The organism is Streptomyces sp. QH1-20, assembly GCF_041283565.1.
Taxonomy (GTDB): domain Bacteria; phylum Actinomycetota; class Actinomycetes; order Streptomycetales; family Streptomycetaceae; genus Streptomyces; species Streptomyces syringius.
This window is the reverse complement of record NZ_CP166299.1, coordinates 6535464-6561572: the sequence shown is the minus strand read 5'-3', so window position 1 is coordinate 6561572 and position 26109 is coordinate 6535464. Positions and strand designations below refer to the sequence as shown.

Genomic DNA, 26109 nt, shown 5'->3' with positions numbered 1-26109 from the left:
GGGGCCTTTCGGAATGCGTGCGGTCAGCCGCGGTGGCGGGCTGCGATGACGGGATCAGGAGGTGGCGAGGCGGGCGGCAATGGCCGCGCGGAGGTCCTTCTTGGAGACCTTGCCGATGCCGGTCTGCGGGAACTCCGCGACGAACTCCACCCGGTCGGGGACCTTGTAGGCGGCGAGGCCGCGTTCGCGGACGAACTTCTTGACGGCGATCGACTTGACCGGCTCGGCGCCCTCGCGCAGCACGATGTACGCGCAGGTGCGCTCGCCCAGGTAGTCGTCGGGCATGGAGACGACGGCGACGTCGTGCACGGCGGGGTGGGCGAGGATGTGGTTCTCGATCTCCTCGGCGGCGACCTTCTCGCCGCCCCGGTTGATCTGGTCCTTCGCCCGGCCCTCGACGACGATGTGGCCGGTTTCGGTCAGCCGGACGACGTCGCCGGTGCGGTAGAAGCCGTCGGCGGTGAAGGACTTGGCGTTGTGCTCGGGGGCCCGCCAGTAGCCGCGGATGGTGTAGGGGCCGCGGGTCAGCAGGTGGCCGGTGGCGCCGACGGGCAGGTCGTTGTCCTCGTCGTCCACGACGCGGATCTCGTCGTCCGGGGAGATCGGGCGGCCCTGCGTGGTGACGATGGTCTCCTCGGGGTCGTCGAGCCGGGTGTAGTTCACCAGGCCCTCCGCCATGCCGAAGACCTGCTGGAGGGTGCAGCCGAGCGCGGGCCTGACGCGCCGCGCGGCCTCCTCGCTGAACTTCGCACCGCCGACCAGCAGCACCTCCAGGCTGCCGAGGTCGTGCGGGCTGCTCGGGGCGGCCTCGGTCCACACCAGGGCGAGCGGCGGGACGAGACCGGTGATGGTCACGCCCTCGCGCTCGATGAGCGGGAAGGCGACGTCCGGGCTGGGCTGCGGGGCGAGGACCACGCGGGCGCCGGCGTAGAGCGCGCCGAGGGTGCCGGGCGAGCTGAGGGGGAAGTTGTGGGCGGCGGGCAGCGCGCAGAGGTAGACGCTGTTCTCGTCGACCCCGCAGTGCTCGTTGGAGCCCCACAGCGAGTAGATGTAGTCGTCGTGGGTGCGCGGGATGAGCTTGGGGACGCCGGTGGAGCCGCCGGAGAGCTGGAGGAAGGCCAGATCGCCGGGGGCCGGGCCGTCGGCGACGGCGACGGGCTCACGGGCCACGTCCGTCAGCGCGGTGTGCTCACCGGGCTCCCCCACCACGAACACGTGGCGCAGGGTGGGCACCTCGGCCCGTACCTTCGTCGCCAGGTCGCGGTAGTCGAAGCCGCCGCTGGTGTCGGCGATGACGTAGGCGGCCGCCTCGGTGAACTCGCAGAAGTAGCGGATCTCGGTCTCGCGGTGCGCGGGCAGCGCGAAGACGGGGAGGGCACCGATGCGGAAGAGGCCGAAGATCACCTCGAAGAACTCGGCGACGTTGGGCAGCTGGACGACGACGCGGTCGCCCTTCGCGATACCCCGGGCGAGGAATCCGGCGGCGAGGCGGTCGGCACGGTCGTCCAGCTCGCCGTACGTCCAGCGCCGCCCCGCGCCCGCGGGGTCGACGATCGCGACGCGGTCGGGGTGGTTCAGCGCCCGCTCGCGCAGCATCTGCCCGAACGTCTCGCCGCGCCACCAGCCGGCGGCGCGGTAGCGCTCGGCGAACTCGGCGGGGTAGCCCGGTGCGTCGGGGGTGTGGTTCGGCTGGATGCTCATCGGCCGCTCTCCTGGTGGTCCGCGCCGACGGCGTCGAGGAATGTACGGAACTTGGCGCCGGTCTCGGCGGTCTCGGCCTCCGGCGTGGACTGGGCGACGACGCCCGCGCCCGCGTAGAGGCGCAGGGTGCGCTCCTCGGCCCGGGCCTCGGCGCAGCGGATGGTGACGACCCATTCGCCGTCGCCGCTCGCGTCGCCCCAGCCGACCATGCCGGTGAAGTTGCCCCGGTCGAAGGGCTCCAGCTCCGTGATGACGTCGCGCGCGGTGGTGGTGGGGGTGCCGCAGACGGCCGGGGTGGGGTGCAGCGCGCAGGCCAGCTCGAGGGCGGAGACGGCGGTGTCGGCCAGCTCGCCGGTGACGGTCGTGGACAGGTGCCACATGGCGGCGGTCCGCACGAGCGTGGGGCGCTCGGGGACGTCGAGGGTGCGGCAGAAGGGGGCGAGCGCCGCGCGGACCGCGTCGACGACGACGGCGTGCTCGTGCAGGTCCTTCTCGGACTCCAGGAGCGCCGCGGCCCGGCGGACGTCCTCGGCGAGGTCGGCGCTGCGCGGGGTGGAGCCGGCGAGGGGGTTGGCGATCAGGGCGCCGCCGCGCCGGGCGACGAGCAGCTCGGGGCTGGCGCCGAGGAGGGTGCGGCCGGGGCCGGTCGGCAGGGCGAAGGTGTATCCGGCCGGGTCGCGGCGGGCGAGCCGCTGGAGCAGGGCGGGGAGGTCGAGCTCGCGGGAGGAGCGCAGCTCCAGGGTGCGGGCGAGGACGACCTTGCTGAAGTCGCCGCGTCTCATACGGCGCACGGCCTCGGCGACCGCGGCTCCGTAGACGCCCGGCTCGGGTATCGGCCGGATGTCCCAGTCGGCGGCGGCGGGGGCGGCGGCGGGCAGGGCGATCAGCGGGTCCTCGGACAGCGGCGGGGCCCAGCGGACGGCGTGCGGCACGGCGAGGGAGGCCGGGGCGCTCTGGCCGAAGGGCACGGCGCCGACGACGATGGGTGCCGGGTTGCCCGCGAGCAGCTCGGCGTCGAGGGTCTCGGTGACGCGCCGCGCCAAGGGGGTGTCGCCGTGCGGCACTTCGGCCCGTGTCCCGTGGGCGAGGAGCGTGCGGGTCGGCGAGGCGAAGAAGCGGGCCCGGGCGGGCTCGTAGGCGTCGAGCAGCGAGGTCGCGGCACCGACGGTGTCCTCGGGCCGTTCGATCCGCTGACCGACGCCTCCCGGCACTGCGGTGAGGCGGCCGTCCGCGCGAGCTTCGGGCTCGCTCGGCCGGTCGGCGACGTGGTGAACCGTGGTCACCTGCTGCTCCGTTCCTCCGGTGGGTCGCACCGGTGTGACGTGAAGTGGTTCGGGCGGGCCGGGCCGGCCGGGTCCCGGCTGGACGGGCCTCGCCCGGCGCTGGTGTGGTGCGGCGGGAGCCGCCCCGGGTCGGGCGGGGGTCCCGGGTCGATCGGACCGACCGGTGGGGGCCGGTGGTGGATGGCGAGCGCGGGCCGGGCGGCACGGGCCGCCGTCGCGGGCGGAGCGTGGCGGTCCCGGCGGTGGCGGGCCGTCAGACGCGCAGGGTGGCGCCGCCGTCGACGTACAGGTCGTGCATGGTGATGTGCCGGGCGCGGTCCGAGACGAGGAAGGTGACGGCGTCGGCGATGTCGGCCGGGTCGGCGATGCGGCCGAGGGGGATGCCGACGCGGTAGCTGGCGGGGTCGCCGTCGATGACGCGCTGGGGGGCCTGCTCGTCGGCCCACAGGCCGCGCTGCATGGCGGTGTCCGTGGAGCCGGGCGAAACCACATTGCAGCGGACTCCGCTGCGGGCGAGCTCCAGGCCGAGGCACTTGGTGAACATGGTGGCGGCGGCCTTGGAGGCGGCGTACGCGGCCATGCTGGTACGGGGCACGCCCGCGGCGTTGGAACCGACGGTGACGATGCATCCGTCGCGGCGCTCGCTCATCCTGCGGGCCACGGCACGGGAGGTGTTGAAGACGCCGGTGGAGTTGACGGCGAAGGTGCGGTCCCACACCTCGTCGGTGATGTCCACCACGGGGGAGGTGTGCAGCACACCGGCGACGTTGACGAGGATCGCGATCGGTCCGAGGGTGCGCTCCACCTCGTCGACGACGGCGTCGACGGCGAGGCTGTCGGCGACGTCGGCGCTGTGGGCGACGACTTGCTCCGCTCCGAATTCCGCTTCGAGTTCCTTGACGCCCTCTATGGACCGGTCGAGGGCCGCGACGCGCGCTCCCCGTGCGACGAGGGCGCGGGTCACGGCCTCGCCTATGCCTTGTCCGGCGCCGGTGACCAGCGCGACGCGGCCGGCGAGTTCTGACTGCTGCACGACGGTTCCCCCCATTCCATTTGAATTAGGTAAGGCTTACCTTACAGGACGGACGCGCCCGAAGGGAATTGACCGTCCGGAATGCCGCACACCAGCTCACGCGGCACCCGAACCGCTCGCGCGGAACACCGAGTGAACATGCGGAACTCCAGGTTTCGGTAAACGACGGGAAATGCGGAAACGTCAAGAAAGATGCCGGGGGGTCGCACAATCGAACCCGCCGCGGCTTAGGCCAGCCTAACCTCACCCCCGCTGAGTGTCACAAGGCGCCCCTCCCCATCCCCCTCTCCGCCCAGGCCCCCACGCCGCTCCCCCACGCCCGACCCCCTCGCCCTGCCCGCCCCGCGCCCGACGCATCGTCATGTGGCGAGCGGCAGAACGGGTATGCCGGGCGCGCCGATTCCGAAGATCTGCGAGTAAAGGGAGAGTTCCGCGTGCAACGCGCGGATCATCGTGTCGGCCCGGCGGAATCCATGCCCCTCCCCCTCGAACGTCAGATACGCGTACGGCACCCCCCGCCCGGCCATCGCCTCGACGAACCGCGCGCTCTGCGCGGCCGGGCAGATGGGGTCGTCCAGGCCCTGAAGAAGGACGAAGGCTCCGGACACCCGGTCCGCGCGGTGCAGCGGCGAGCGGTCCCGGTACCGGTCGGGCACCTCGGCCAACGGCCCGATCAGGCTCTCCAGATAGTGCGATTCGAAGTCGTGGGTGCCTCCCGACGCCCACGTCAGCAGATCCAGCACCGGATAGCTGATGGTGCCGCAGGCGTACAGGCCGGTGGAGACGAGCGAGGCCGCGGCCGTCCAGCCGCCCGCGCTGCCGCCCCGGATGGCCAGCCGGGCGCGGTCGGCGCTGCCCTCGTCGGCGAGCGCCTCGGCCACGGCCGCGCAGTCCTCCACGTCGACCACGCCCCAGCGCTCCCGCAGCCGGTCGCGGTACTCGCGCCCGTAGCCCGTCGAACCGCCGTAGTTGACCTCGGCGACCCCGATGCCGCGCGAGGTGAAGTAGGCGATCTCCAGGTCCAGCACGAGGGGTGCCCGGCTGGTGGGGCCGCCGTGCGCCCACACCACGAACGGGGGGAGTTCATCGGCGGGCGCGGTGTGGTCGGGGCTGTGCGGCGGATAGATGTGGGCGTGGATGTCCCGGCCGTCCGGCCCGACGAAGGTGCGGATCAGCGGCTCCGGGTAGTACGCGGGGTCCACGGGGTCGGCGTGCCGGGCGCCTATCGCGCGGGCCCGGCCGGTGCAGGTGTCGAGCTCGACCACCTCGTAGGCCGTGCGGGGGCTCGCGGCGACGCCGACGACACGGGTGCCGGCGACCGCCAGCGTCGGCCCCCACTCCGTCCACGGACCGGCCGCGTCGACCAGCTCACCGGTCTCGGTGTCGAGTATCCCGAGGGCGGTGGCGCCCCGGCCGTGGATCACGGCGATCAGACCGTGGACCAGCGGCTGGAACCAGCGGTGACCCACCCGCCACAGCGGGCCCGCGAACTCCTCCTCGCGCGGGCACAGATTGACGCTCTCGCCCGTCTCCGGGTCGAGGCGGTGCAGATTCCACCAGCCGGTGCGGTCGGTCGCGGCGAGCAGGGAACCGTCCTGGTCCCACTCCACCTGGGCGACGGACTCCCCGGGGCCGCCCATGACCGTCCGGGCGCCCGTGAGCCGGCCGTCCGCCGTGACGTCGGCGAGCTTGAGCTCGGTGCCCTCCCAGGGCATCCGGGGGTGGTCCCAGGCGATCCACGCCGCCCGCAGGCCGTCCGGGGAGAGTCGCGGACCGGTGACGAAGCGGTGCCGGTCGTCGGTCAGCTCGCGCACCGCGGTGCGGTCCTCGGCGGCGGAGCCGTCCAGGGGAACGGCGGCGAGCACCCGCCGCACCTCGCCCGCCGCGTCCCCGGTGAACTCCTCCAGGACGCACCACACTTCGCCGAGCTCGGGCCGGAGCACCGGGTCGGCCCAGCGCAGGCCGTCGCCGACCGGCGACAGCGGCGTCAGCGGTCTCGGCGCGCCGCCCGCCGGGCCGTCGGGCTCGCAGACGTGCAGCCGCTGGTCGGCGAAGTCGACGAAGACCAGCAGCGGCCCGCCGGTCTCCCTCGGGACCGCGGCCCAGGGCTGCCCCCCGTACTCCAGGAACCGGCTGCGGACGTTCCACGGGGCGGGCAGCGGGCTGGTCTCACTGCCGTCGGGGAGGCGGCGCACGAGCGTCTGACGCCCCTTCTCCGCCGGGCGCGGCTCGACCCACCACACCTCGTCGCCGACCGTGCCCACGTACTCGGGTTTACCGTCGTGCGACGCGGCGAGCGCCGCGTCGATCGGGGACGGCCAGGCTCCGTAGGGCGCCGTGGACACCATGATTACCGCGCCTCCTTGCGGCCGTGATCTGCCGTCAGATCCGTTTCGCCCCCAGGGCTTTCGCCCGGGAGGGCTTCCTGCGCGCGCACTGCGCATGCCGGGGTATCGCGCCCGGGAATTTCCCGCTCGGTGGTCTCTTCCCGTGAGAACCCGGTGGTTTCCTCCCGCAGAAAGTGGTCGAGCACCCGCACCCCGAAGTGCAGCGCCTCGACGGGAACCCGCTCGTCGACGCCGTGGAAGAGCGCCTGATAGTCGAATCCCCGGGGCAGCCGGAGCGGTGCGAAGCCGTAACCGGTGATGCCGAGCCGGGCGAACTGCTTGGCGTCCGTACCGCCGGACATACAGAACGGCACCACGTGGCCGCTCGGATCGAAGCGCTCGATGGCCGCGCGCATCCGCGCGAACGCCGGGGAGTCGACGGACGCCTGGAGGCCGTTCTCCCCGTGGTAGTACTCCCAGGACACCTGGGGCCCGGTGAGCCGGTCCATGGTGGCCCGGAACTCCTCCTCGCCACCCGGCACCGTCCGCCCGTCGACGAAGCCGACGGCGGTGCCGGGGATGACATTGACCTTGTACCCGGCGTCGAGCATCGTCGGGTTGGCGCTGTTACGGATCGTCGGGGCGATCAGCGCGGCGGCGGATCCGAGCTTGCCGAGCAGCCCGTCGGCGTCGAACTCCGGGTCGTCCGGGTCGGCTTCGATGTCGTACAGCGCGGCGATCTCGCGCAGCGCGGCCCGCACGGTCGGGGTGAGCCGGACCGGCCACCGGTGGTCGCCGATCCGGGTGACCGCGGCGGCGAGCGCGGCGACCGCGTTGTCCGTATTGACCTTGGAGCCGTGCCCGGCGGTGCCCCGTGCGGTGAGCTTGAGCCAGGCCGTGCCGCGCTCCCCCGCCGCCACGGGGTAGAGCCGCAGCCCGCCGTCGGCGTGGAAGGTGTACGCGCCGGACTCGCTGATGCCTTCCGTGCAGCCCTCGAAGAGCTCCGGGTGCTCGTCGGCGAGGAACCCGGAGCCGACGACGGCGCTGTCCTCCTCGTCGGCGGTGAAGGCCAGCACGATGTCCCGCCGCGGCCGGACCCCGGCCCGGGCCCACGCCCGGACCACGGACAGCACCATCGCGTCCATGTCCTTCATGTCGACCGCGCCCCGGCCCCACACCACCCCGTCGCGGACCTCGCCCGAGAACGGGTGGACGCTCCAGTCGGCGGGCTCGGCGGGGACGACGTCGAGATGGCCGTGGACCAGCAGCGCGTCCGCGCCCGGATCGCTGCCGGGAATCCGGGCGACCACATTCGTCCGGCCCGGCTCCTTCTCCAGCAGGGTCGGCTCGATGCCCACCTCGCTGAGCCGCTCCGCGACGTACTCCGCGGCCGGGCGCTCCCGGCAGTCGCCGCCACCGCGATTGGTGGTGTCGATGCGGATGAGCTCCGAAGTGAAGCGCACGGCTTCCTCCAGCGCCCGCGCGTCGACCCGATCCGTCATGACGTCAGCCATATTGCTCCTCCACCGCGGCCGACACGACGGTCGTGACCGCCTTGAAGCAGCGGATGCCCTCGTACATGGTCGGCATGGTGTAGGAGACCCGGCGCTCGCCCGAGTGCTCGACGCCCGGCACGGCCGTCGCGGCGCCGGCCAGGTGGGCGGCGTCGAACTCCAGCTCCATCGTGAACGGCCCGCCCCTGACCGGCTCGTGCCGCACCGCGAGCGCGGCGCCCCGGCTCGCCGCGGCCCTGATCTCCGAGGCCGTACGGGCCGGGGTGCGGCACACCGCCGCGTACCGCGAGACATAGTCCTTGACCGCCACCGAAGGGGCCAGCGGCGCATACCTCTTGGCGTCCTCGCACGTGAGGTCGTCGCCGGTCACCAACACCACGGGAACACCGTATTCGGCGACGACCAGGGAGTTCAGCAGACCCTCGCTGGCGCGCTCGCCGCTCACCCATACGCCGGTGAGGGAGTTGGCGAGATAGGTGTGCGCGAGGACCCCCTCCGCGCCCGCCGCCGCGTGGTACCCGACGAAGGCGATGCCGTCCACGTCACCGTGCTGGACGCCCTCGACCATGCTCAGGGTCTTGTGCTTGCCCGTGAGCATCTCGGCCCGCTCGTCCAGCTTCTCCAGCAGCAGATTGCGCATGCTCCAGTGCGCCTCGTTGACGAGGACCTCGTCGGCGCCGCCGTCGAAGAAACCGGCGATCGCCGCGTTCACATCCGAGGTGAACATATGGCGGCAACGCTCCCACTGCGGCGTGCCGGGCAGCACATCGGCGGGCCATGTGACGCCGGTGGCGCCTTCCATGTCCGCGGAGATCAGGATCTTCATGCCCCGTCACGTTACGCGTCGGCGAACACCCGGACCAGGCCTGTGGATAACTCCGGAGGTCCAGACCATCGAAGGTCGACCCGGGTGGCTCAACATCGGCCCGCGACGCGGTGGTCCCGCCGCCCGTCAGCCGCCGGCCGACGTCTCCCGGAGGCTGCGGGGGCGCATGTCCGTCCAGTGCTCCTCGACGAAGGCGAGGGCCGACGGCCGGTCCGCGTCGCTCAGCACCGGCGTCCAGCCCGCGGGCACCGGGCTGAACGAGGGCCACAGGGAGTGCTGGCCCTCGTCGTTGACCAGGACGTGAAAGGTGCCGTCGGCATCGTCGAAGGGGTTGTCACTCATGGGAGTTCCTTCCTGGGTCATCGGATATCAGAAGTGTGCCCGAGCAGTTCGGCGACCGGTCGGTCCGGGGCGGACGCGAACGCCTCCAGCAGCCGCTCCAGCTCCGCGGCGATCCGCTCGGCCCGCGTCCGGTCCACCGCGTCCGGGCGGTGGCCGAGCCGCAGGGTCAGCCGGGTGCCGTCGACGAAGGCCGCCAGCGTCAAGGGGTAGTGCGTGGCGTCGCGTCCCTCGCTGCGCACCAGCCGCAGGCCCGGAGCGGACCGTTCCAGGACCGTCCGGTCCATGGGGTAGTTCTCGAAGACCAGATGGGTGTCGAACAGCTCACGCCGTCCCGCCAGTCGCTGGATCTCCCCCAGGCCCAGGTGGTGGTGCGGCAGCAGCCCCGCCTGTTCGTCCTGGAAGCGCAGCAGGAGGTCCCGTACCGGCTCCGCCGGGTCGATCGTCAGGCGGACCGGGACGGTGTTGATGAACAGGCCGATCATCGACTCCATGCCCGCGAGGTCGGGCTGACGCCCGGAGACGGTCGTGCCGAACACGACGTCCCGCGTGCCGCCGAACCGGGCCAGCAGCAGCGCCCAGGCGCCCTGCACCAGGGTGTTGAGCGTGAGGCCGTCGCTCACCTCGCGCAGGGACCGGGTCAGTCCGGCGGTGAGCACGGTCTCCAGGTGCCGCGTGGGCCGCACGCCGCCGCTTGACACCGCGGCGGTGAGGCGGGGCGGGGTTTCGGCTCCGGCGAGCGCGTCCCGCCAGGCCGCCCGTGCCGCGTCGTGGTCCCGGGCCGCCAGGGCCGCCAGATGCTCCCGGTAGGGGGTCACCGGGGGCAGCGCGGCCGGATCGCCGCCGTGCGCGTACAGCGTGAACAGCTCGCGCACCAGCAAGGACATCGACCAGCCGTCCAGCACCAGGTGATGGTGGGTGAGCACCAGCCGGTACGCGCCCGCCCCCAGGGTGAACAGCGTGAAGCGCAGCAGCGGCGGGCGGTCCAGGTCGAAGCGGCGGTGCAGATCGGCGTGGGCGAGCCGCTCGAAGACCCGGTCCCGGCGGCCGGCGGCCACGGGGGTGAGGTCGACGTCCCGCCATGTGAGCGCTGCCCCGCCCGGCACCACCTGGACCGGGTGGGGCAGGTCCTGGTGGACGAACGCGACCCGCAGGTTGGGGTGGCGCTCCAGCAAGGCCGCGCCCGCGGCGCGCAGCGCGCCCGCGTCCACCTCGCCCCGCAGGTGCAGGACGAGCTGGGCCTGGTACACGTCCGGGCTGTCCGGGGCGTAGAGGGAGTGGAAGAGCAGCCCTTGTTGCAGGGCGGTCAGGGGCAGGATCTCGGCCAGGCCCGGGTAGGCCGCTTCCAGGTGGTCGATCTCGGGCTGGGTGAGCGGGACCAGGGGCAGGTCGGAGGGGCTGGGTCCGCCGGCGCCGGGGGTGCGGGCGTGCACCACCAGGGCGTCGAGGACGGTGAACCAGAGTTCCGCGAGCTCCCCGATCTCCTCCTCGGTGAACGCCCGGTCCGCCCAGGACCAGGTCGCGTGCAGTCGCGGCCCGGCCGGGCCGTCGATCGTCAGGGCGTCGAGGCCCAGCAGGTGCGCCCCACCGGGCGTACCGTCCGCCCCGGACGGATCCGGGCCCGACAGGCCGGCGAATTCCGTGGTGACGCCCCAGTCGTTCTGTGGCCGGGCGGTGATCCGGCCGAGGTAGTTGAAGCCCACCTGGGGTGTGCGGAAGGAGTGCAGCTCCGGTGCCGTCCGCGGGTCGAGATGGCGCAGTACGCCGTAGCCGATGCCCCGATCGGGGACGGCCCGCAGTTGCTCCTTGATCCGCTTCAGGGCCCGGCCGAGCGCCGGTCCCGCGGTCCACACGTCCGTCCATGTGCACCCGGTGTTCTCCAACCGGACCGGGAACATGCTGGTGAACCACCCCACGGTGCGGGACACGTCCGTCTCCGGGGTGTCGGGACGGCCGTGGGACTCCAGGTCGACGACCAGACCAGCGGGGCTCGGGGTCCGTCCCCGGCGGCGCCGCCACTCCTCCAGGGCGAGGGCCAGGCCGGTCAGCAGGACGGGTTCCACTCCGCACCGGAAGGCGGCCGCGACCTCCGTCAGGAGGGGGCGGGTGCGTTCCGGCGGCATCGACAGCGACAGCCGCCCGGTCGCTCCGCCCGCGACGGCGTCCGCGTCGTCGACCAGGGGGTCGCCGGCGGACAGCACGTCCCTCCAGTACGGCGCCTCGTTCTGCCGGGCGCCGCTTCGGCCCTGTTCGGCCAGCGACCGGGCCCATGCTCTTAGGGACGTTCCCGCACCGGGCAGGGCGGGCGGCCGGCCGGCGGCGACGGCCCGGTGGGCGACGGCCAGGTCGGGCAGCAGGACGCGCCAGGACACCCCGTCGACGGCCAGGTGGTGGACGACCAGCACCAGCCGTCCCGGCCGGGTCGGCCCGGTGTCGAGGAACACCGCCTCCAGCATCACGCCCGCGGCGGGATCCAGCCTGCCGCGCGCGGCGGCGACGGCGTCGGCGAGCAGCCCGGGCAGCCGCCCGGGGCTGTCACCGGCGTCGACGCGACGGACGTGGTCCTCCGCACGGCAGGCCCCGGCCGGCAGGATCTCCGGCGCCCACTGTGGCGACGGCCCGTCGCAGCGCAGCCGCAGGCGGAGCGCCGCGTGGTGGTCGAGCAGTGCCTGGACCGAGGCGACCAGGTGTTCCCGGGTCAGCCCGGGCGGGGTGCGGACGGTCACGCACTGGCTGAACGCAGTGCGACCGGCGCCGGGTTGTTCCCGCCACCAGTGCATGATCGGCGTCAGCGGCAGTGGCCCGACGGCCTCGCCGTCCACGGTCGGGGCCGCCCGGTCGTCCCTCCCGGCTGCCTCGGCCACCTCGGCCAGTCGTGCCACGGTGGGGTGGCGGAACACGTCGCGCACACTGATCCGCAGTCCGGCGTCATGGGCCCGGCTGACCAGTTGGATGGCCGTGATGCTGTCGCCCCCGAGCGCGAAGAAGCCGTCGTCGACACCGACCGACGGCTCCCCGAGCAGCTCGGCGACGATGCCGCACAGCAGACGCTCGCGCGCGGTTCGCGGCGCCCCCGAGCGCGGTACGGCCCGGGCCGGGGCGGGCAGGGCCGCTCGGTCGATCTTGTGGTTGCCGGTCAGCGGCAGCCGGTCGAGGACGACGTACGCGCCGGGCACCATGTAGTCGGGGAGGACGGCGGCGGCGTGCTCCCGTACCTCCCGCTCGCTCACCGTCGCGCCGGTTTCCGGCACCAGGTAGGCGACGAGTCTCCGTTCACCGGGCCGGTCCTCCCGGACGACGACCGCGGCCTGGCCCACTCCGCCGTGCCCGGTCAGTGCGGAGGCGACCTCGTCGGTCTCGACGCGGAAGCCCCGCAGCTTCACCTGGCCGTCGACGCGGCCGACGAATGTCAGGACACCGTCCGGCAGCCATCGGGCCAGGTCGCCGGTGCGGTACATCCGCGCCCCCGGCGGGCCGAACGGGTCGGCCGTGAACCGCTCGGCGGTCGGCCCCGGCCGGTGGAGATAGCCGCGGGCGATGCCCGTGCCCGCGAGATACAGCTCCCCGGTCACTCCCGGGGGTACCGGCTGCAGGTGGGCGTCGAGCACATAGGCGCGGCCGCCGTCGAGCGGCCGCCCGATGGGAACCGCGACCGGGCCGTCCGAGGCCGCCGGGTCTCCCGCGTTCGCCGTGTCGGCGTCTGTGACGGGGTGGCAGGTGGCGAACGTCGTCGCTTCGGACGGCCCGTAGCCGTTGACGATCCGGGTGGCCGGGCAGTGCCTTCGCACCGCGCGCACGGCGCGGGGCGATACGACGTCTCCGCCGGTCCACACCGTGTCCACATCGCGCAGAGCGCCGGGCTTCTCCTCGGCGACCAGCTGGAAGAGACCGGCGGTGAGCCACAGGGTGGTGACTCCCGTGCCGGTGACCATCGCCTCCAGGGTCGCGAGGTCGATGTCGCCCGGTGGTGCCACCACGACCTCCCCGCCCGTCAGCAGCGGGACCCACAACTCCATGGTCGAGGCGTCGAAGGAGTACGGGGAGTGCATCAGGACGCGCTGCGGCCCCTCGCTGCGCCAGCAGCCGTCGAGGGCGAGGGCGAGGATGTCGCCGTGGGTGACCGCCACGCCCTTGGGGACGCCGGTGGAGCCGGAGGTGTAGGTGACGTAGGCCAGGCGCGCCGGGTCGTCCACGGGCAACTGCCGGTCCGCAGCGGGCGCGACGGGGGCCGTGTCGCGCACGTCGATGACGTGCGGGCCGGTGCGGGACCAGGCGTCGGGGGACGCGCCCGCGCCGACGACCAGCACCGGGGCCGCCGCCTCGGCCACCACGGTGGCCTGCCGGGCGTGGGGGGCCCGGGTGTCCAGGGGGACGTACGCTCCGCCGCGCTTGAGGATCGCCAGGACCGTCACGACGAAGTCCGCGCCCCGGTCCATGAGGACCGCGACCGGCGTCTCGGCGGTGACGCCGTACGCGGCCAGCCGGTCGGCCAACCGGTCGGAGCGGGCATCCAGCTCCGCATAGGTCAGTACATGACCGGCGGTGCGGACCGCCGGGGCCTCGGGTGTGCGGCGTACCTGCTCGGCGAACCGGCCCGGCAGGGTGCCGTGGGCGCCCGGCGGAGGGGACACGGGAGCGGTGAGCAGGCGCCGGCGCTCCTCGCCCGTCAGGAGGTCCACGCGGTGGACGGGTACGTCGGGGTCGGCGGTCACCCGCTCCAGCAGACGGGTGAAGCGGGAGCCGATCGCCTCGGCCGTGGCCCGGCCGAACAGCCCGGTCCGGTATTCGAGTACGCCGTCCAGGCCGAGGCAGGTGCCGTCCGGCCCGCGGTGCTCGTGGAGGCTGAAGGTCAGGTCGAACTTGGCGGCACCGGTGGCGACGGTTCCGGTCGTGGCCGACAGCCCGGCGAGGTCGATGCGGTGCGGGGGTGCCGGGGTGACGACGAGCATCACCTGGAACAGCGCCTGGCCGCTCGCCGCGCGCTCGGGTGCCAGCGCCTCCACCACCAGGTCGAACGGCAGGTCCTGGTGGGCGAAGGCCGCGAGGTCGGCCTCGCGGACCCGGGCGAGCAGCTCCCGGAACGTCACCTCGCCGGAGGTGTCGGTGCGCAGCACCAGCGTGTTCACGAAGAACCCGACGATGTCGTCCAGCCGTGCGTCGGGGCGGTCCGACACCGCCGTGCCCACGGGGATGTCGGTGCCCGCGCCCAGGCGGGTGAGCAGGGCCGCCAGCCCCGCGTGCACCACCATGAACAGGCTCGCCCGTTCGGTGGCGGCCAGTTCCGCGAGCCGGCCGTGGACTCCGGCGGGGACGCGGAAGGTCACGGTGGCGCCGCCGTCCTCCGTCGGCGCGGTCCGGTCGGTGGGCAGCTGGATGCGTTCGGGAAGTCCGTCGAGCGCGGTGGTCCAGTGGCTGAGCAGGCGTTCGGCGACGTGGGTGGGCCGGTCGTCCGTGCCGAGCGTCTCGCGTTGCCACAGCGTGAAGTCGGCGTACTGCGCCGGCAGCGGTGACCGGTCGGGCGGCGTGCCCCGGAGCCGGGCCGCGTAGGCCGTGCCGAGATCGGCCGCCAGCGGGTCGAGGGAGGCGTGGTCGCAGGCGATGTGGTGCAGGAGCAGCAGCAGTACCTGCTCGTCGGGGCCGACGGTGAACAGCTCGGCTCGCAGGGGCGGTTCGTCGTCGAGACGGAAGGCGTAGCGGGCGCTCGCGGCGAGCGCGTCCGCCAGTTTCGCCGGGGCGACCGTCGTCACGGTGAGCCGGGGGTGCGCGTCGGCCGGGGGCAGGATCCGCTGGAACGGCCGCCCGGCCCTCTCCCGGACGACGGTGCGCAGCGTTTCGTGGCGTTCCGTCAGGTCGGCGAGCGCCGCCCGCAGCGCCTCCTGGTCGGCTTGCCCGTCCAGCCGCAGCACCAGGGGCACGTTGTACGCGCTGTCCGGCCCGGTGAGCGCGTGCAGGAACCACAGCCGTCGTTGGGCGAAGGAGAGCGGGAGGTCTTCGGGGCGGGCGCCCGTCGGTGCCGGGCGCGCGGCGGGCCGGTCCGGCGCCCGGCCGATCCGCTCGGCGAGGGCGGCCACGGTGGGGTGCTCGAAGACGTCCCGTACGTCCAGCTCGGTGTGGAAGGCGGCGCGCACCAGTCCGACCAGCCGGGTCGCGCGGAGGCTGTCGCCGCCGAGGTCGAAGAAGCCGTCGTGCGCCCCGACCGTGGCGTGGCCGAGGAGTTCGGCGTACAGGGCGGCGAGCCGTCGTTCCCGCGGTGTGCGCGGGGGGCGGGACCGGGCGGGGGCCCGTGGGGCGGGGGCGGGCAGCGCCTTCCGGTCGAGCTTGCCGTTGGGGGTGAGCGGCAGCGTCTCCAGGAGCACGAACAGCGCGGGGACCAGGTGTTCGGGCAGACGGGCCCGCAGATGGTCCCGCAGGCGCGCGACGAGGCGGTCGTCGTCCTTCTCCGGTCCGGCTCCGCGTGCGGGGACCACATGGGCCACCAGCCGCGGTTCTCCGGTGTCACCGGCCCGGTCGTCGTCGGGGGTGGCGGTCACGGCGGCCTGCGCCACGCCGGGCGCGGCCAGCAGCGCGGCCTCGATCTCGGCGGGTTCGATGCGGAAGCCGCGGACCTTGATCTGGTCGTCGGCCCGGCCGAGGTAGTCCAGACCGCCGTCGTTCCGCCACCGGGCGAGGTCGCCCGAGCGGTACAGCCGCGAGCCCGGCGGCCCGAACGGGTCGGCCACGAACCGCTGCGCGGTCAGGTCCGGCCGGCCCAGGTACTGCCCGGCGACGCCGGGGCCGCCGACGTACAGCTCGCCCGCGACCCCCGGCGGCACCGGGCGGAGCCGGCTGTCGAGGACGTAGAGGCGGGTCGCGGGGAGGGGCGTTCCCACCGGGCTTCCGGGGTCGTCGCCGTGGTCGGCGCGGAGGTCGAGCCTGGTCGCGTGGACCGTCGTCTCGGTGATGCCGTACATGTTGACGAGGGTGGGTGAGGTGTCGCCGTGCCGCTGGAACCAGGAGCGCAGCCGGGCGGGCCGCAGCGCCTCCCCACCGAAGATCACCCAGCGCAGGGCGAGGCCGCGGCCCTTCTCCGGCTCCTCCGCGTCGGCGCGGTCCAGGGCGTGGAAGGCGGACGGCGTCTGGTTCAGGACCGTCACCCGTTCCCGGACGAGCAGGTCGAGGAACTCCCGGGGCGAGCGGGTCACCTCGTGGGGGACGACGACCAGCCGTCCGCCGTGCGCGAGTGCTCCCCACATCTCCCAGACGGAGAAGTCGAAGGCGCAGGAGTGGAACATCGACCACACGTCACCGCTGTGGAACCCGAACGCGGCCGCCGCGCCGTCCAGCAGCGCCACCACGTTGCGGTGCGGGACCACCACGCCCTTGGGGCGGCCGGTGGAGCCCGAGGTGTAGATGACGTAGGCGGTGTGGGCGGGGGTCAGCGGGCCGGAGCGGTCGGTGTCCGTCGGATCGGCGGAGGACGACTCCTCGGGGAGCCCGGCCAGGGTGTCGGGGGTGAGGACATACACGGGCGCCGCGTCCGCGAGGATCGCCTCGACGCGGTCGGCGGGCCATCGCGGGTCGACGGGCAGATAGGCCGCGCCGGTCTTGGTGACGGCGAGGATCGCGGTGATCAGGTCGACGGAGCGGGGCAGTACGACGGCGACGGTGCGCCCGGGGCCGGCGCCGCGCCGGATGAGCGCCCTGGCGAGGCGGTTGGCGCGGGCGTTGAGTTCCCCGTAGTTCAGGGCTTCGTCGCCGCAGGTGACCGCCGGGGCCTGGGGGGTGCGTGCGGCCCGGCGTTCGACCAGGGCGGGCAGGGTGGTGGCCGGCTCGGGCAGGGGGTCCGTCACCCGGGGGACCGTCCGCCGTCGTTCCGCGGCCGAGAGCAGGTCGAACCGCCCGACGGGCCGGTCGGGTTCGGCGATCAGCCGGCCGAGGAGGCGGACGTACCGGCGGGCCTCGGCGGCGGCTTCGCGGGTGCCGTAACGGGCGGGGTCCGCGTAGAGGTCGACGCGCAGGCCGGACCGCTGCGCCTCCGGGTGGACGGTGACGGACAGCTCCTCCACCGGGCCGACGGCGATGTGGTGCATCGCCATCGGCCGCCCGGCGAACCGCCGGCCGAAGCTGAACGGCATGACGTTCGCGGCAAGCCGGTAGAGCCCCTGTCCGGTGCCCGCCAGCTTGAGGTCGCGGTACAGATCCTCCTGCCGGTAGTGCTGGTGGGCGAGGGCGGCGGTCACCTCGGCGCCGACGGCCCGCACCAGTTCGGCGCCCGTCCGGTCCGGGCGGACCGGCACCCGCAGGGGCACCACGTTCGACATCATGCCGGCGACGGCACGGGTCGCGGCGCCGGTGCGCCCGGCGACCGGCAGCCCCAGCACCACGTCGTCGCCGCCGGTGTCCGAGCGGGCGTGGGCCAGCAGGGCCGCCGCGGCCGTCGCCACCACCGGCCACTGCACCCCCAGCTGCCGTGCCAGGGGGCGCAGGGCGGCGAAACCGGCGGCGGGCAGCCGGGCCGCGCCGCGGGCCGCGACACCGTTCGTGGGGTCGGGGGCCAGGGCGGCCGCCCCGCGCCCGGTGGGCGTGGGGCGCCCGGCCATGCGGTCCAGCCAGAAGTCACGGTCGGCGGCGAAGGCCGGGGAGGACCGGTAGGCGGTGTCCTCGGCCAGCAGCGCGCCCGCCGGGACCCGCGGGCCGGGCTCGGGGGCCTCGCCCTTCTCCAGGGCCGCGTAGATCTCACCGAGACGCCGGGCGAACAGGGCGCCGCCGAGGCCGTCCATGACCAGGTGGTGGCAGAGCAGGTACCAGCAGATCCGGACCGGCGACAGCCGGATGAAGGCGGTGCGGAACAGCGGGCCGGCGGCGAGGTCGAAGGGGCGCGCCACATCGGCCCGCATCCACTCCACCGCGGCGGCCAGCGGCACCGCCTCGTGGCGCAGGTCCACGAACGTCACGCCCCAGCCGGGCAGCGGTCCGAGGCGCTGGTACGGCTGCTCCCCGTCCGCTTCGGTGAACCGGGCCCGGAGCGGTTCCGCCTCGTCCACGGCGATCCGGAAGGCCGTCTCGAACAGCCCTTCGTCCAGGTCGCCGGAGACCTCGAAGCCCGCCGCCACGTGATAGCGGGCCGAGCCCGGGGTGAGCTTCTGCCCCAGCCACACCCCGTGTTGCGCGGTGGAGAGGGGAAGCCCGGCGGGAGCGCCGGGCACCGGCTCGGGTTCCGTTCTCATCCGACGCCCTCCGGCACCGTGGGGGTCGTCCCCAGCCGCCGGACGAGTTCCCGGCCGACCTCACCGAGCGGGCCGGGGCGGCCCAGTTCGCCGTGGGTGCAGTCGACGGGCACCACGTCCGCCCGGCCGTCGATCATCAACGGCCGCCACAGATCCCGCGCGACGTCCGGGGAGGTCTCCCGGGCGGCGAAGACCAGCAGGTCCCCGGCGAACGGGCGCGGCTCGTGCGCGTGGGAGAGGGTGGCGTTGTTGGCGAAGATCCGGGCGACCGCCGCGACCCGCTGCTCGTCGAACGAGGCCAGCAGCCCGCTCTGTTCACGGGCGATCTGGACGAACCGCGGATAGGTCAGCGACTCGCCCTCCCAGGCGGACCGGTCGTATCCGAAGAACTCCAGCACCATCGCCAGCACGTCCCGGCCGGCGACCGATGACTCCACCGGCGCCTGACCCGTGGGCTCGCCGGCGGGGTAGGCGTCGAGGACGGCCAGCAGGGCGACCTTCTCCCCGCTCCGCTGGAGCTGCACCGCCATCTCCTGGGCGACCATGCCGCCGAACGACCAGCCCAGCAGGTGGTACGGCCCGGTGGACTGGACGGTGCGGATGTGGTCCAGATAGTCCGCCGCCATGTCCCTGATGGACGCGGGCAGCACCTCCTCGCCGTCGAGACCCCTGGCCTGGAGCCCGTAGACGGGGTGGTCGGTGCCCAGCGGGCCGGTGAGTCCGGCGTAGGACCAGGCGATCCCCGCCGCCGGGTGCACACAGAACAGCGGTGGCTCGGTGCCCGTCTCGCGCAGGGGCAGCAGGACTCCGATGCCGCTCTCCTGCGGCTTGCGGGTGGCGGGCAGCACGTCCACCGGCCGCTCGGCGATGTCGTGCGGGGAGTCGCCGTCGGAGGTCAGGGCGCCGACGGCCCGGGTGGGCTCGTGGGCCGCGGTCGTCAGCAGGTGGACGAACCGGTCGGCGAGCGACTCGACCCGATCCCGCTCCATCAGGTGCGGGCGGTAGTCGAACCGCAGCAGGAGCCGCTCGCCGCGGGCGGACACCACCAGGTTCAGCGGGAAGTGCGGGGCGTCGTCGCCATAGGCACGGGCCAGCTTCAGACCGGTGGCGGGCTCGGCGAGTTCGTCCGAGTCCAGGGGGTAGTTCTCGAACGCCATCACGGTGTCGAAGGGGTTGCCGATGTCGGTGATCCGGCGGATCTCGCCGAGGCTGATGTGGTGGTAGGGCATCAGTGCGGCCTGCTCGCGCTGGAGCCGGACGAGCAGCGAGCCCAGCCGCTCCGCGGGGTCCAGCCGGACCCGGGTCGGCACGGTGTTGATGAAGAGACCCACCATGGTTTCCACACCGGCGAGTTCGGCGGGGCGACCGGACACGACCGAACCGAACACCACATCGGTGTTGCCGGTCTCCTGGCCGAGCAGGATGCCCCAGCCCGCCTGGAGCACGGTGTTGGCCGTCACGCCGTGGCGGCGGGCCATGTCCATGAGGGCCACCGTCGTGTCCGCGCTGAGTTCCACGGTCACGAACCGGGGCGTCAGGGGCTCCCCGTCGCCCTCGCCCCGGGCGATCAGGGTGGAGGCGGTCAGCCCGGACAGCGCCTCACGCCATGCCTCTTCCGCCTTCGTGCCGTCGGTCCTCTCCAGCCAGGACAGGTACTCGCGGAAGGGGGTGATGGCCGGCAGATCCGCCGTGGCGCTGCCGTCCGCGGTGGGCGCGGTGTCCTCGTAGAGCGCGAACAGCTCCCGCAGCACGACGGGCAGCGACCAGCCGTCCAAAATGATGTGATGGGTCGTCAGGACAAAGCGGCGCCGGTTGTCGCCCATGTCCACGAGCATCATGCGCAGCATCGGCGGCTTCGTGGGTTCGAAACGGCGGCCGCGCTCGTGCGACAGCAGCCGGTCGATCTCCTCCTCCTGCCGGTCCCCCGACAGCGCGCTCACGTCCTCCTGACGCCAGGGCAGTTCGGCCCGGGAGCCGAAGACCTGCACCGGCTCGACGAGCCCTTCGTGGACGAAGGCGGCACTCAGATTGGTGTGCCGTGCCAGGAGCTTCTGGCCGGCGGCACGCAGTCGAGCGGGGTCCAGATCGCCGACGAGCTCCAGCCACACCTGCACGGTGTAGACGCTGTGCTCGCCGTCCAGCGCCGCCTGCTCGGCGCTCAGCCCGCTGACCAGGACGTGGTACAGCAGGCCCTGTTGCAGCGGCGACAGCGGGAGGATCTCCTCCAGGCCGGGGTAGTCGTGCTCCAGCCGCTCGACGTCCTCCTGGCCGAGCTCGGCCAGCGGGAAGTCGGACGGTGTGCGGCCGCCCGCGCCGGGCTCCGCGGCGTGTGCCGCGAGCTCGTCCAGGATCTCGAACCAGGTCGTGCCCAGTTCGTCGACGAGCCGCTCGTCGAGGATCCCGTCGGCCCAGGTGAGGCTGACGCCCAGCTCCGGCCCCCGCTCGGTGTCCTGGGTCAGTGCGGTGATCTCCAGCGGGTGGGCCAGCGGCATGCCGGCGTCGGCCCCGGCGCTCATGCCCGTCTCGGGCGCGGGACCCCAGTCCCGCTCCCCCGACGCGGCGGGCAGGAGGAACCGCCCGAAGTAGTTGAACCCGATGTGCCGCGGTGCGGCGGCGGCCAGCGTGGCCGAGGTCTCCGGGTTCAGATACCGCAGCAGACCGAAGCCGATGCCCTTGTCGGGGATCGCCCGCAGCTGTTCCTTCACCCGGCGCAGCGCGCGCCCGAGTTCGCGGCGGGAGCCGTGCCCCGCCGGTGCGCCGGCCCCGGGGACCCCGGGCGCGAGCCGCACCGGGTACATGCTGGTGAACCATCCGGCGGTGCGGGAGAGGTCAGCGCCGGGGACGACGGGCTCACGCCCGTGTCCCTCCACGTCGATCACCACGTCCCGCTCGCTGCCGAGGGTGCGCTGCACGGCCAGTGCCAGTGCGGTGAGCAGCACGTCGTTGATCTCGCAGTGGAAGGCCGCGGGGATGGTGCTGAACAGGTGCCGGGCCCGGTCGGCCCGGTAGGTCATCGCGCGGGAGCGGGCACGGTCCGTGGTGTCCCGGGCGGGGTCCATGGGCCGGTTCGCCAATTGCGGTCCGGCGGTGGCGAGGATGTCGGTCCACAGCGGCAGTTCGGACGTCCGCCGCTCCTCGCGCGCCTGCTCGGACAGCGCGCGGCTCCAGTGCCGCAGCGGGGTCTCCACCGGCCGCAGCCGCGGGGCGCGGCCGGCCTCCAGCTCCTGATAGGCCCCGACCAGGTCGGGTACGAGGATGCGCCAGGACACTCCGTCGCAGGCGAGGTGGTGGGCCATGAACATCAGCCGGCCCGGCGCGTCGGGGCCCGCGTCCAGCCAGACGACGCGCACCATCGACCCGGCGTGGACGTCGAGTTGCCCCTGGGCCCGCTTCGCCTCGTCGGCGAGGGTCTCCCCCAGGTCGTCGAGACCGCGGACGTCGACCCGCCGGACGCAGGAGGAGGCGGCCACGGAGCCGGGCGCCCGTACCTCGAGCCGCCAGTCGGCCGACGAACGGTCGAGGCGCAGCCGCAGCGCGTCGTGGTGGTCCACGAGCTGCTGCACGGCCTTGACCAGCAGGTCCTCCCGCAGCCCACCAGGCACCTGGAGGAGTACGGCCTGGTGGAAGCCGTCGACGGGGCCGTCGAGTTCGCGGAGCCAGTGCATGATCGGGGTGAGGGGCACCTCGCCGACACCGGAGACGGTGTGCTCGCCCTCCGCGCGCGTCGTCTCGCGCGCGGCGGCTGCCAGCGCCCTGACGGTCTTGTACTCGAAGATGTCCTGCGGGGTGAGGACCAGTCCCGCCTGGCGCAGCCTGCTGACCAGTTGGATCGACATGATGCTGTCGCCGCCGAGGTCGAAGAAGCTGGCGTCCACGGGGACCTCGGGGCGGCGCAGCACCTCCGAGAAGACCCGCGCGACCTGCTGCTCGCGTGACGCGGCCGGGGTCGCGTCGGAGATGCCGGGGTCGGATGTGTCGGGTGCGGGGGTCGGCTCGGGGGTTTCGACCGCGACGGCTGCGGGGACCGGGCGGGGTTCTTCGATCACGGGCTCGGCGGCGACCGCGAGGTCCGGCACCGCCTCGCGGTCGAGCTTGCCGCTGGGGGTGCGCGGCAGTGACCGCGCCCAGCTCAGCTCGCCCGGGACGAGATGCGCGGGCAGCCGCTCGGCCGCCCACTCCCGCAGCCGCTCGACGGCGAGGGGAGCGGCTCCGGCCGCGGGTACCGCGTAGGCGACGAGCCGGGCGTCACCGGCCGCGTCCTTGACCACCGAGGCCATGGCCTCGGCCACCCCCGGGTGGTCGGCGAGCACCGCCTCCGGCTCGCCCAGCTCGATACGGAATCCATTGATCTTGACCTGTCCGTCCACCCGGCCGAGGAAGTCGAGGTGTCCGTCCTCGCGCCAGCGGGCGAGGTCGCCGGTCCGGTACATCCGGCTGCCGGGCGGGCCGAAGGGGTCGGCCACGAAGCGTTCGGCGCTGAGGCCCGGTCTGCGCAGATAGCCCCGCGCCAGGCCGTCGCCCGCCAGGTACAGCTCGCCCCGCCGCCCGGGGGCGACCGGCCGGAGCGACCCGTCGAGCACATAGGCCCGTACGTGCCGCAGCGGGCGGCCGATGGGCGGCGTGTGCCCGGCCGGGGCGGCGTCGGAGGACCAGGCGGTGGCGTACACCGTGGCCTCGGTCGGTCCGTAGACGTTGAGGAGCCGGGTGCCGGGCATGGTCTCCCCGACCCGGGCGGCAATGGCCGCGGGGAGTGCCTCACCGGCCATCGACAGGGTCCTGGCGGACAGCCGGAGGTCGCTGAAGTCCATGAGCTTCGCGAAGACCGAGGGGATCGCGCACAGCAGCCCGCCCGACCAGCGCGGCGGGTCGCTGTCCAGCAGCGACAGCAGATTGCCGACCACCTCGACGCTGCCGCCGGTCGCGAGCGCGGGGAAGATCTCGGCCACCGACACGTCGAAGCTGAACGACGTGGCGGCCAGGGTGTGCGCCAGCGCCTCGGCGCCGAACTCGGCGCTCGCCCAGGCGATCAGCGGGACCACGTTGCGGTGGGGGACGACGACGCCCTTGGGTGTTCCGCTGGAGCCGGAGGTGTAGATGACGTACGCGGGATGCGCGGGCAGCAGGGGTGCGGTGCGGTCCGCGTCGGTGGGGGCCTGCGGGGAGCACCGGCCGAGCTCCCGGACGGTGTCCGGGGTGTCCAGCGCGAGCAGCGGCGCCGACAGGCCGCCGAGGTCCCGCCCGGTGTCGGCGTCGCTGGTCAGCACACAGCTGGGCCGCGCGTCGTCGATCATGTAGCGGAGCCGTTCGGCCGGGTAGGCCGGGTCCAGCGGCAGGTACGAGGCGCCGGTCTTGAGGACCGCGAGCATCGCGACGATCGTGTCGGCCGAGCGGGGCAGCAGCAGACCGACGATCCGCTCCGGGCCGGCTCCCCGGTCGATCAGCAGATGGGCGAGCCGGTTGGCCCGCTCGTGGAGTTCGCCGTAGGTGAGGCTACGGGTGCGGTCCCTGACCGCGACCGCCTCGGGGTGCCGGGCCGCGGCGCTTTCGAGCAGTGCCGTGAGGGTTCCCGCCGGGGGCCGCTCGTCGGCCCGCGCCCAGGACCGCACGGCGGCCAGCTCGTCGGGCTCCAGGAGGTCGAAGGCGCTCACCGGCCGGCCGGGGGCGGCCACGGCGGCGGACAGCAGACGCCCGAAACGCCGCCCGTGGGCCGCGAGTTCGGCGGGGGTGAAGCGGCCCGGGGCGCCGAGGAAGACGACCCGCAGGCGACGGTCCGCGGGGTCCTCGTCGATCACGATGCGCAGGTCCGGCGCCGCTTCGGCGCCCACCCGGCGGACGACGGCCGCGAGGGCACCGAAGCGGATGCGCGGCCCGGGGGTCCGGACGTCGACGACCGGCCCGTACAGGCGCGGTTCGGTGCCCGGCAGCCCGAGTTCCCGGCACAGCTCGCGGTGCCGCAGCCGCTGGTGGCTCCGGACGCGGCGGGTCTCCTCGGTCACCTGTCCCACGAGTCCGGCGAAGCCGGTACCGGGCCGTACGGTCAGCCGCAGGGCCGCGATGTCCTCGGCGGCGCCGACGGCGCGCCGGGCGGCGTCGCTCGGCCGTCCGTCCAGGGGCACGCCCAGCACCACGTCCGTGGCGCCGGTCATCCGGTGCGTGTACGCGGCCACGGCGGCCAGCAGGACGGCTCCCGGCCGGGTGCCGCTGTAGCGGGCGGCCGCGTGCACCCGGTCGGTGTCGGCGGCGGTGAGGACGAACGGCCGGGCGGGCCCGTCCCCGTCGACGGCGTCGGTGGAGTCCTGGGCGAGTGTCACCGGCTCGGGCCGGTCGGCGAAGCGCTCCCGCCAGAACGCGAGGTCCCGGCCGTGGGCGTCCGACTCCCGGTACGCGCCCTCCTCGGCCGCCAGCCGGGCGAGCGGCACCAGGGCACCGTCCTGCGGCGGGTGTCCCTCGACGCGCGCGGTGTACACCTCCGCGACGCGGCGGGTGACGAGCGAGCAGCTGTGGCCGTCGACGACCGCCCGGTGGTGCCGGTGGAACCAGTGGAAGCGGTCCGGCGCGAGGCGGAGCAGGGCCTGGGCGGACGCGGCGCTCCCGGGCGCCCGGACGAGTTCCGCCCGTACCCACTCCTCGGCCGCCGCCACGGGGTCGGGCTCGGCACCGAGGTCCACGACGGTCAGCGGGAGACCGTCGGTGGTCTCCAGGACCGGGGTTTCGTCCGCTCCCGGGGCGGCGCTCGCGGCGAACCGCAGCCGCAGCGCGTCGGCCTCGGAGGCGACCTGGGCCGCCGCGTCCTCGAACACCGCGGTGTCCAGGGGGCCGTGGATCTCCACGACCTCGGCGACATACGGGCCGGGGCCGCCCGGGGTGTCCCGCGACGCGTGCCACGCCTCCAGGCCCGCGGCGGACATCGTGACGTGCCTGCTCCGGTGGTCAGCCATGGCGGATCTCTCCTCGCTCGACGCGCTGGTGCTGTGCATAGGGGTAGAAGCCGCCACCGGCCTTGCGGCCGGTTCTGCCTTCCGCGACGAGGCGAGCGAGCAGGTCGCACGGCCGGAAGCGCTCGTCGCCGGTGTGCTCGCGCAGCACCTCCAGCGAGTCGAGGACCGTGTCGAGACCGATGAGGTCGGCGGTGCGCAACGGTCCCATGGGGTGGCCGAAGCAGTCCTGGAAGATGCGGTCCACGGTGTCGGCGTCGGCCGTGCCCTCGCCCAGCACCGTCGCGGCCTCGTTGAGGGTCAGCATCAGTACCCGGTTGGTCACGAAGCCGGGCGCGTCCCGGACGACGAGGGGCCGCTTGCCGATCCCCGCCAGGAAGGCGGTGGTCAGCTCCAGGGTGTGGTCGCTGGTCCGCGGCGCCCGGATGACCTCCACGGCGTCCTTGAGGGGCGCCGGATTCATGAAGTGGGTGCCGATGACCCGGTCGGGGCGGCCGGTGAAGGACCCGAGCCGGGTGATGGGGATGCACGAGGTGCAGGACGCGAAGACCGTCTCCGGTCCGCACACCTCGTCCAGACGCCGCAGGATCTCCTCCTTGAGTGACTCCTTCTCCCGCGCGCACTCGACCACGAAGAGGGCGGGGGCCAGGTCCGCGAGGTCGGCGGACCACGTCACGCGGTCCTCGGGGCGCGCCGCCCCGGCCGGGGCCCGCAGCCCGTCCCGCCGGCGCAGCAGGTGCGCCATCCGTATCCCGGCGCGCAGGCGTGCGGGTCCGGCGTCCAGCGCCTCGGGGACGGGGTCGACGAGCACCACCGGGTGCCCGGCCTCCGCGAAGCACTGCGCGACGCCGATGCCCATGGTTCCGGCGCCGACGACGCCGACGGTCGCGCCGGCCGCCATCGTCGCGGCGGTGTTCTGGTGTTCACCCACGGTGGGGGATCTCC

The 26109-nt window shown here is 74.1% G+C and carries 9 protein-coding genes and 1 pseudogene; all 10 read right to left on the bottom strand.

What is annotated here, in order from left to right; all coding sequences use genetic code 11:
• Window positions 1–54: 54 nt before the first annotated feature.
• The 10 genes and pseudogenes from AB8O64_RS29425 to AB8O64_RS29380 all read right to left on the bottom strand — a co-directional run bounded on the left by AB8O64_RS29425 (window position 55) and on the right by AB8O64_RS29380 (window position 26095).
• Window positions 55–1701, bottom strand: coding sequence for a (2,3-dihydroxybenzoyl)adenylate synthase (locus AB8O64_RS29425; RefSeq protein ID WP_370422397.1), 1647 nt, complete (start codon window positions 1699–1701; stop codon window positions 55–57).
• Window positions 1698–2912: an isochorismate synthase DhbC gene (gene dhbC, locus AB8O64_RS29420; RefSeq protein ID WP_370424008.1), complete on the bottom strand. Its 1215-nt coding sequence runs from the start codon at window positions 2910–2912 to the stop codon at window positions 1698–1700. The genes AB8O64_RS29425 and dhbC overlap by 4 nt, the downstream gene beginning before the upstream one ends.
• Window positions 2913–3237: 325 nt before the next feature.
• Entirely contained in the window at window positions 3238–4032 is a 795-nt protein-coding gene (locus tag AB8O64_RS29415; RefSeq protein ID WP_370422396.1) for a 2,3-dihydro-2,3-dihydroxybenzoate dehydrogenase, read from the bottom strand.
• A 344-nt stretch (window positions 4033–4376) separates the two neighbouring features.
• Window positions 4377–6365, bottom strand: a complete 1989-nt coding sequence (locus AB8O64_RS29410; RefSeq protein ID WP_370422395.1) for an LpqB family beta-propeller domain-containing protein — start codon at window positions 6363–6365, stop codon at window positions 4377–4379.
• A 164-nt stretch (window positions 6366–6529) separates the two neighbouring features.
• Window positions 6530–7858: pseudogene (locus AB8O64_RS29405) on the bottom strand (M20/M25/M40 family metallo-hydrolase); the annotation flags it as partial.
• Window positions 7851–8684 carry a M55 family metallopeptidase gene (locus AB8O64_RS29400; protein ID WP_370422393.1) on the bottom strand — a complete coding sequence of 278 codons (834 nt, stop codon included), beginning with the start codon at window positions 8682–8684 and terminating at the stop codon, window positions 7851–7853. The pseudogene AB8O64_RS29405 and the gene AB8O64_RS29400, both read right to left, overlap by 8 nt.
• A 126-nt stretch (window positions 8685–8810) precedes the next feature.
• Window positions 8811–9026 (bottom strand): MbtH family protein, encoded by a 216-nt coding sequence (locus AB8O64_RS29395; RefSeq protein ID WP_370422392.1) that lies wholly within the window; start codon window positions 9024–9026, stop codon window positions 8811–8813.
• 17 nt (window positions 9027–9043) lie between these two features.
• Entirely contained in the window at window positions 9044–18229 is a 9186-nt protein-coding gene (locus AB8O64_RS29390; RefSeq protein WP_370422391.1) for an amino acid adenylation domain-containing protein, read from the bottom strand.
• Window positions 18226–25167 carry an amino acid adenylation domain-containing protein gene (locus AB8O64_RS29385; protein WP_370422390.1) on the bottom strand — a complete coding sequence of 2314 codons (6942 nt, stop codon included), beginning with the start codon at window positions 25165–25167 and terminating at the stop codon, window positions 18226–18228. Before AB8O64_RS29385 ends, AB8O64_RS29390 begins: the two co-directional genes overlap by 4 nt.
• A complete protein-coding gene (locus AB8O64_RS29380; protein ID WP_370422389.1) occupies window positions 25160–26095 on the bottom strand; it encodes a 3-hydroxyacyl-CoA dehydrogenase family protein in 936 nt (311 codons plus the stop codon). The genes AB8O64_RS29385 and AB8O64_RS29380 overlap by 8 nt, the downstream gene beginning before the upstream one ends.
• Between the last annotated feature and the right edge of the window lie 14 nt (window positions 26096–26109).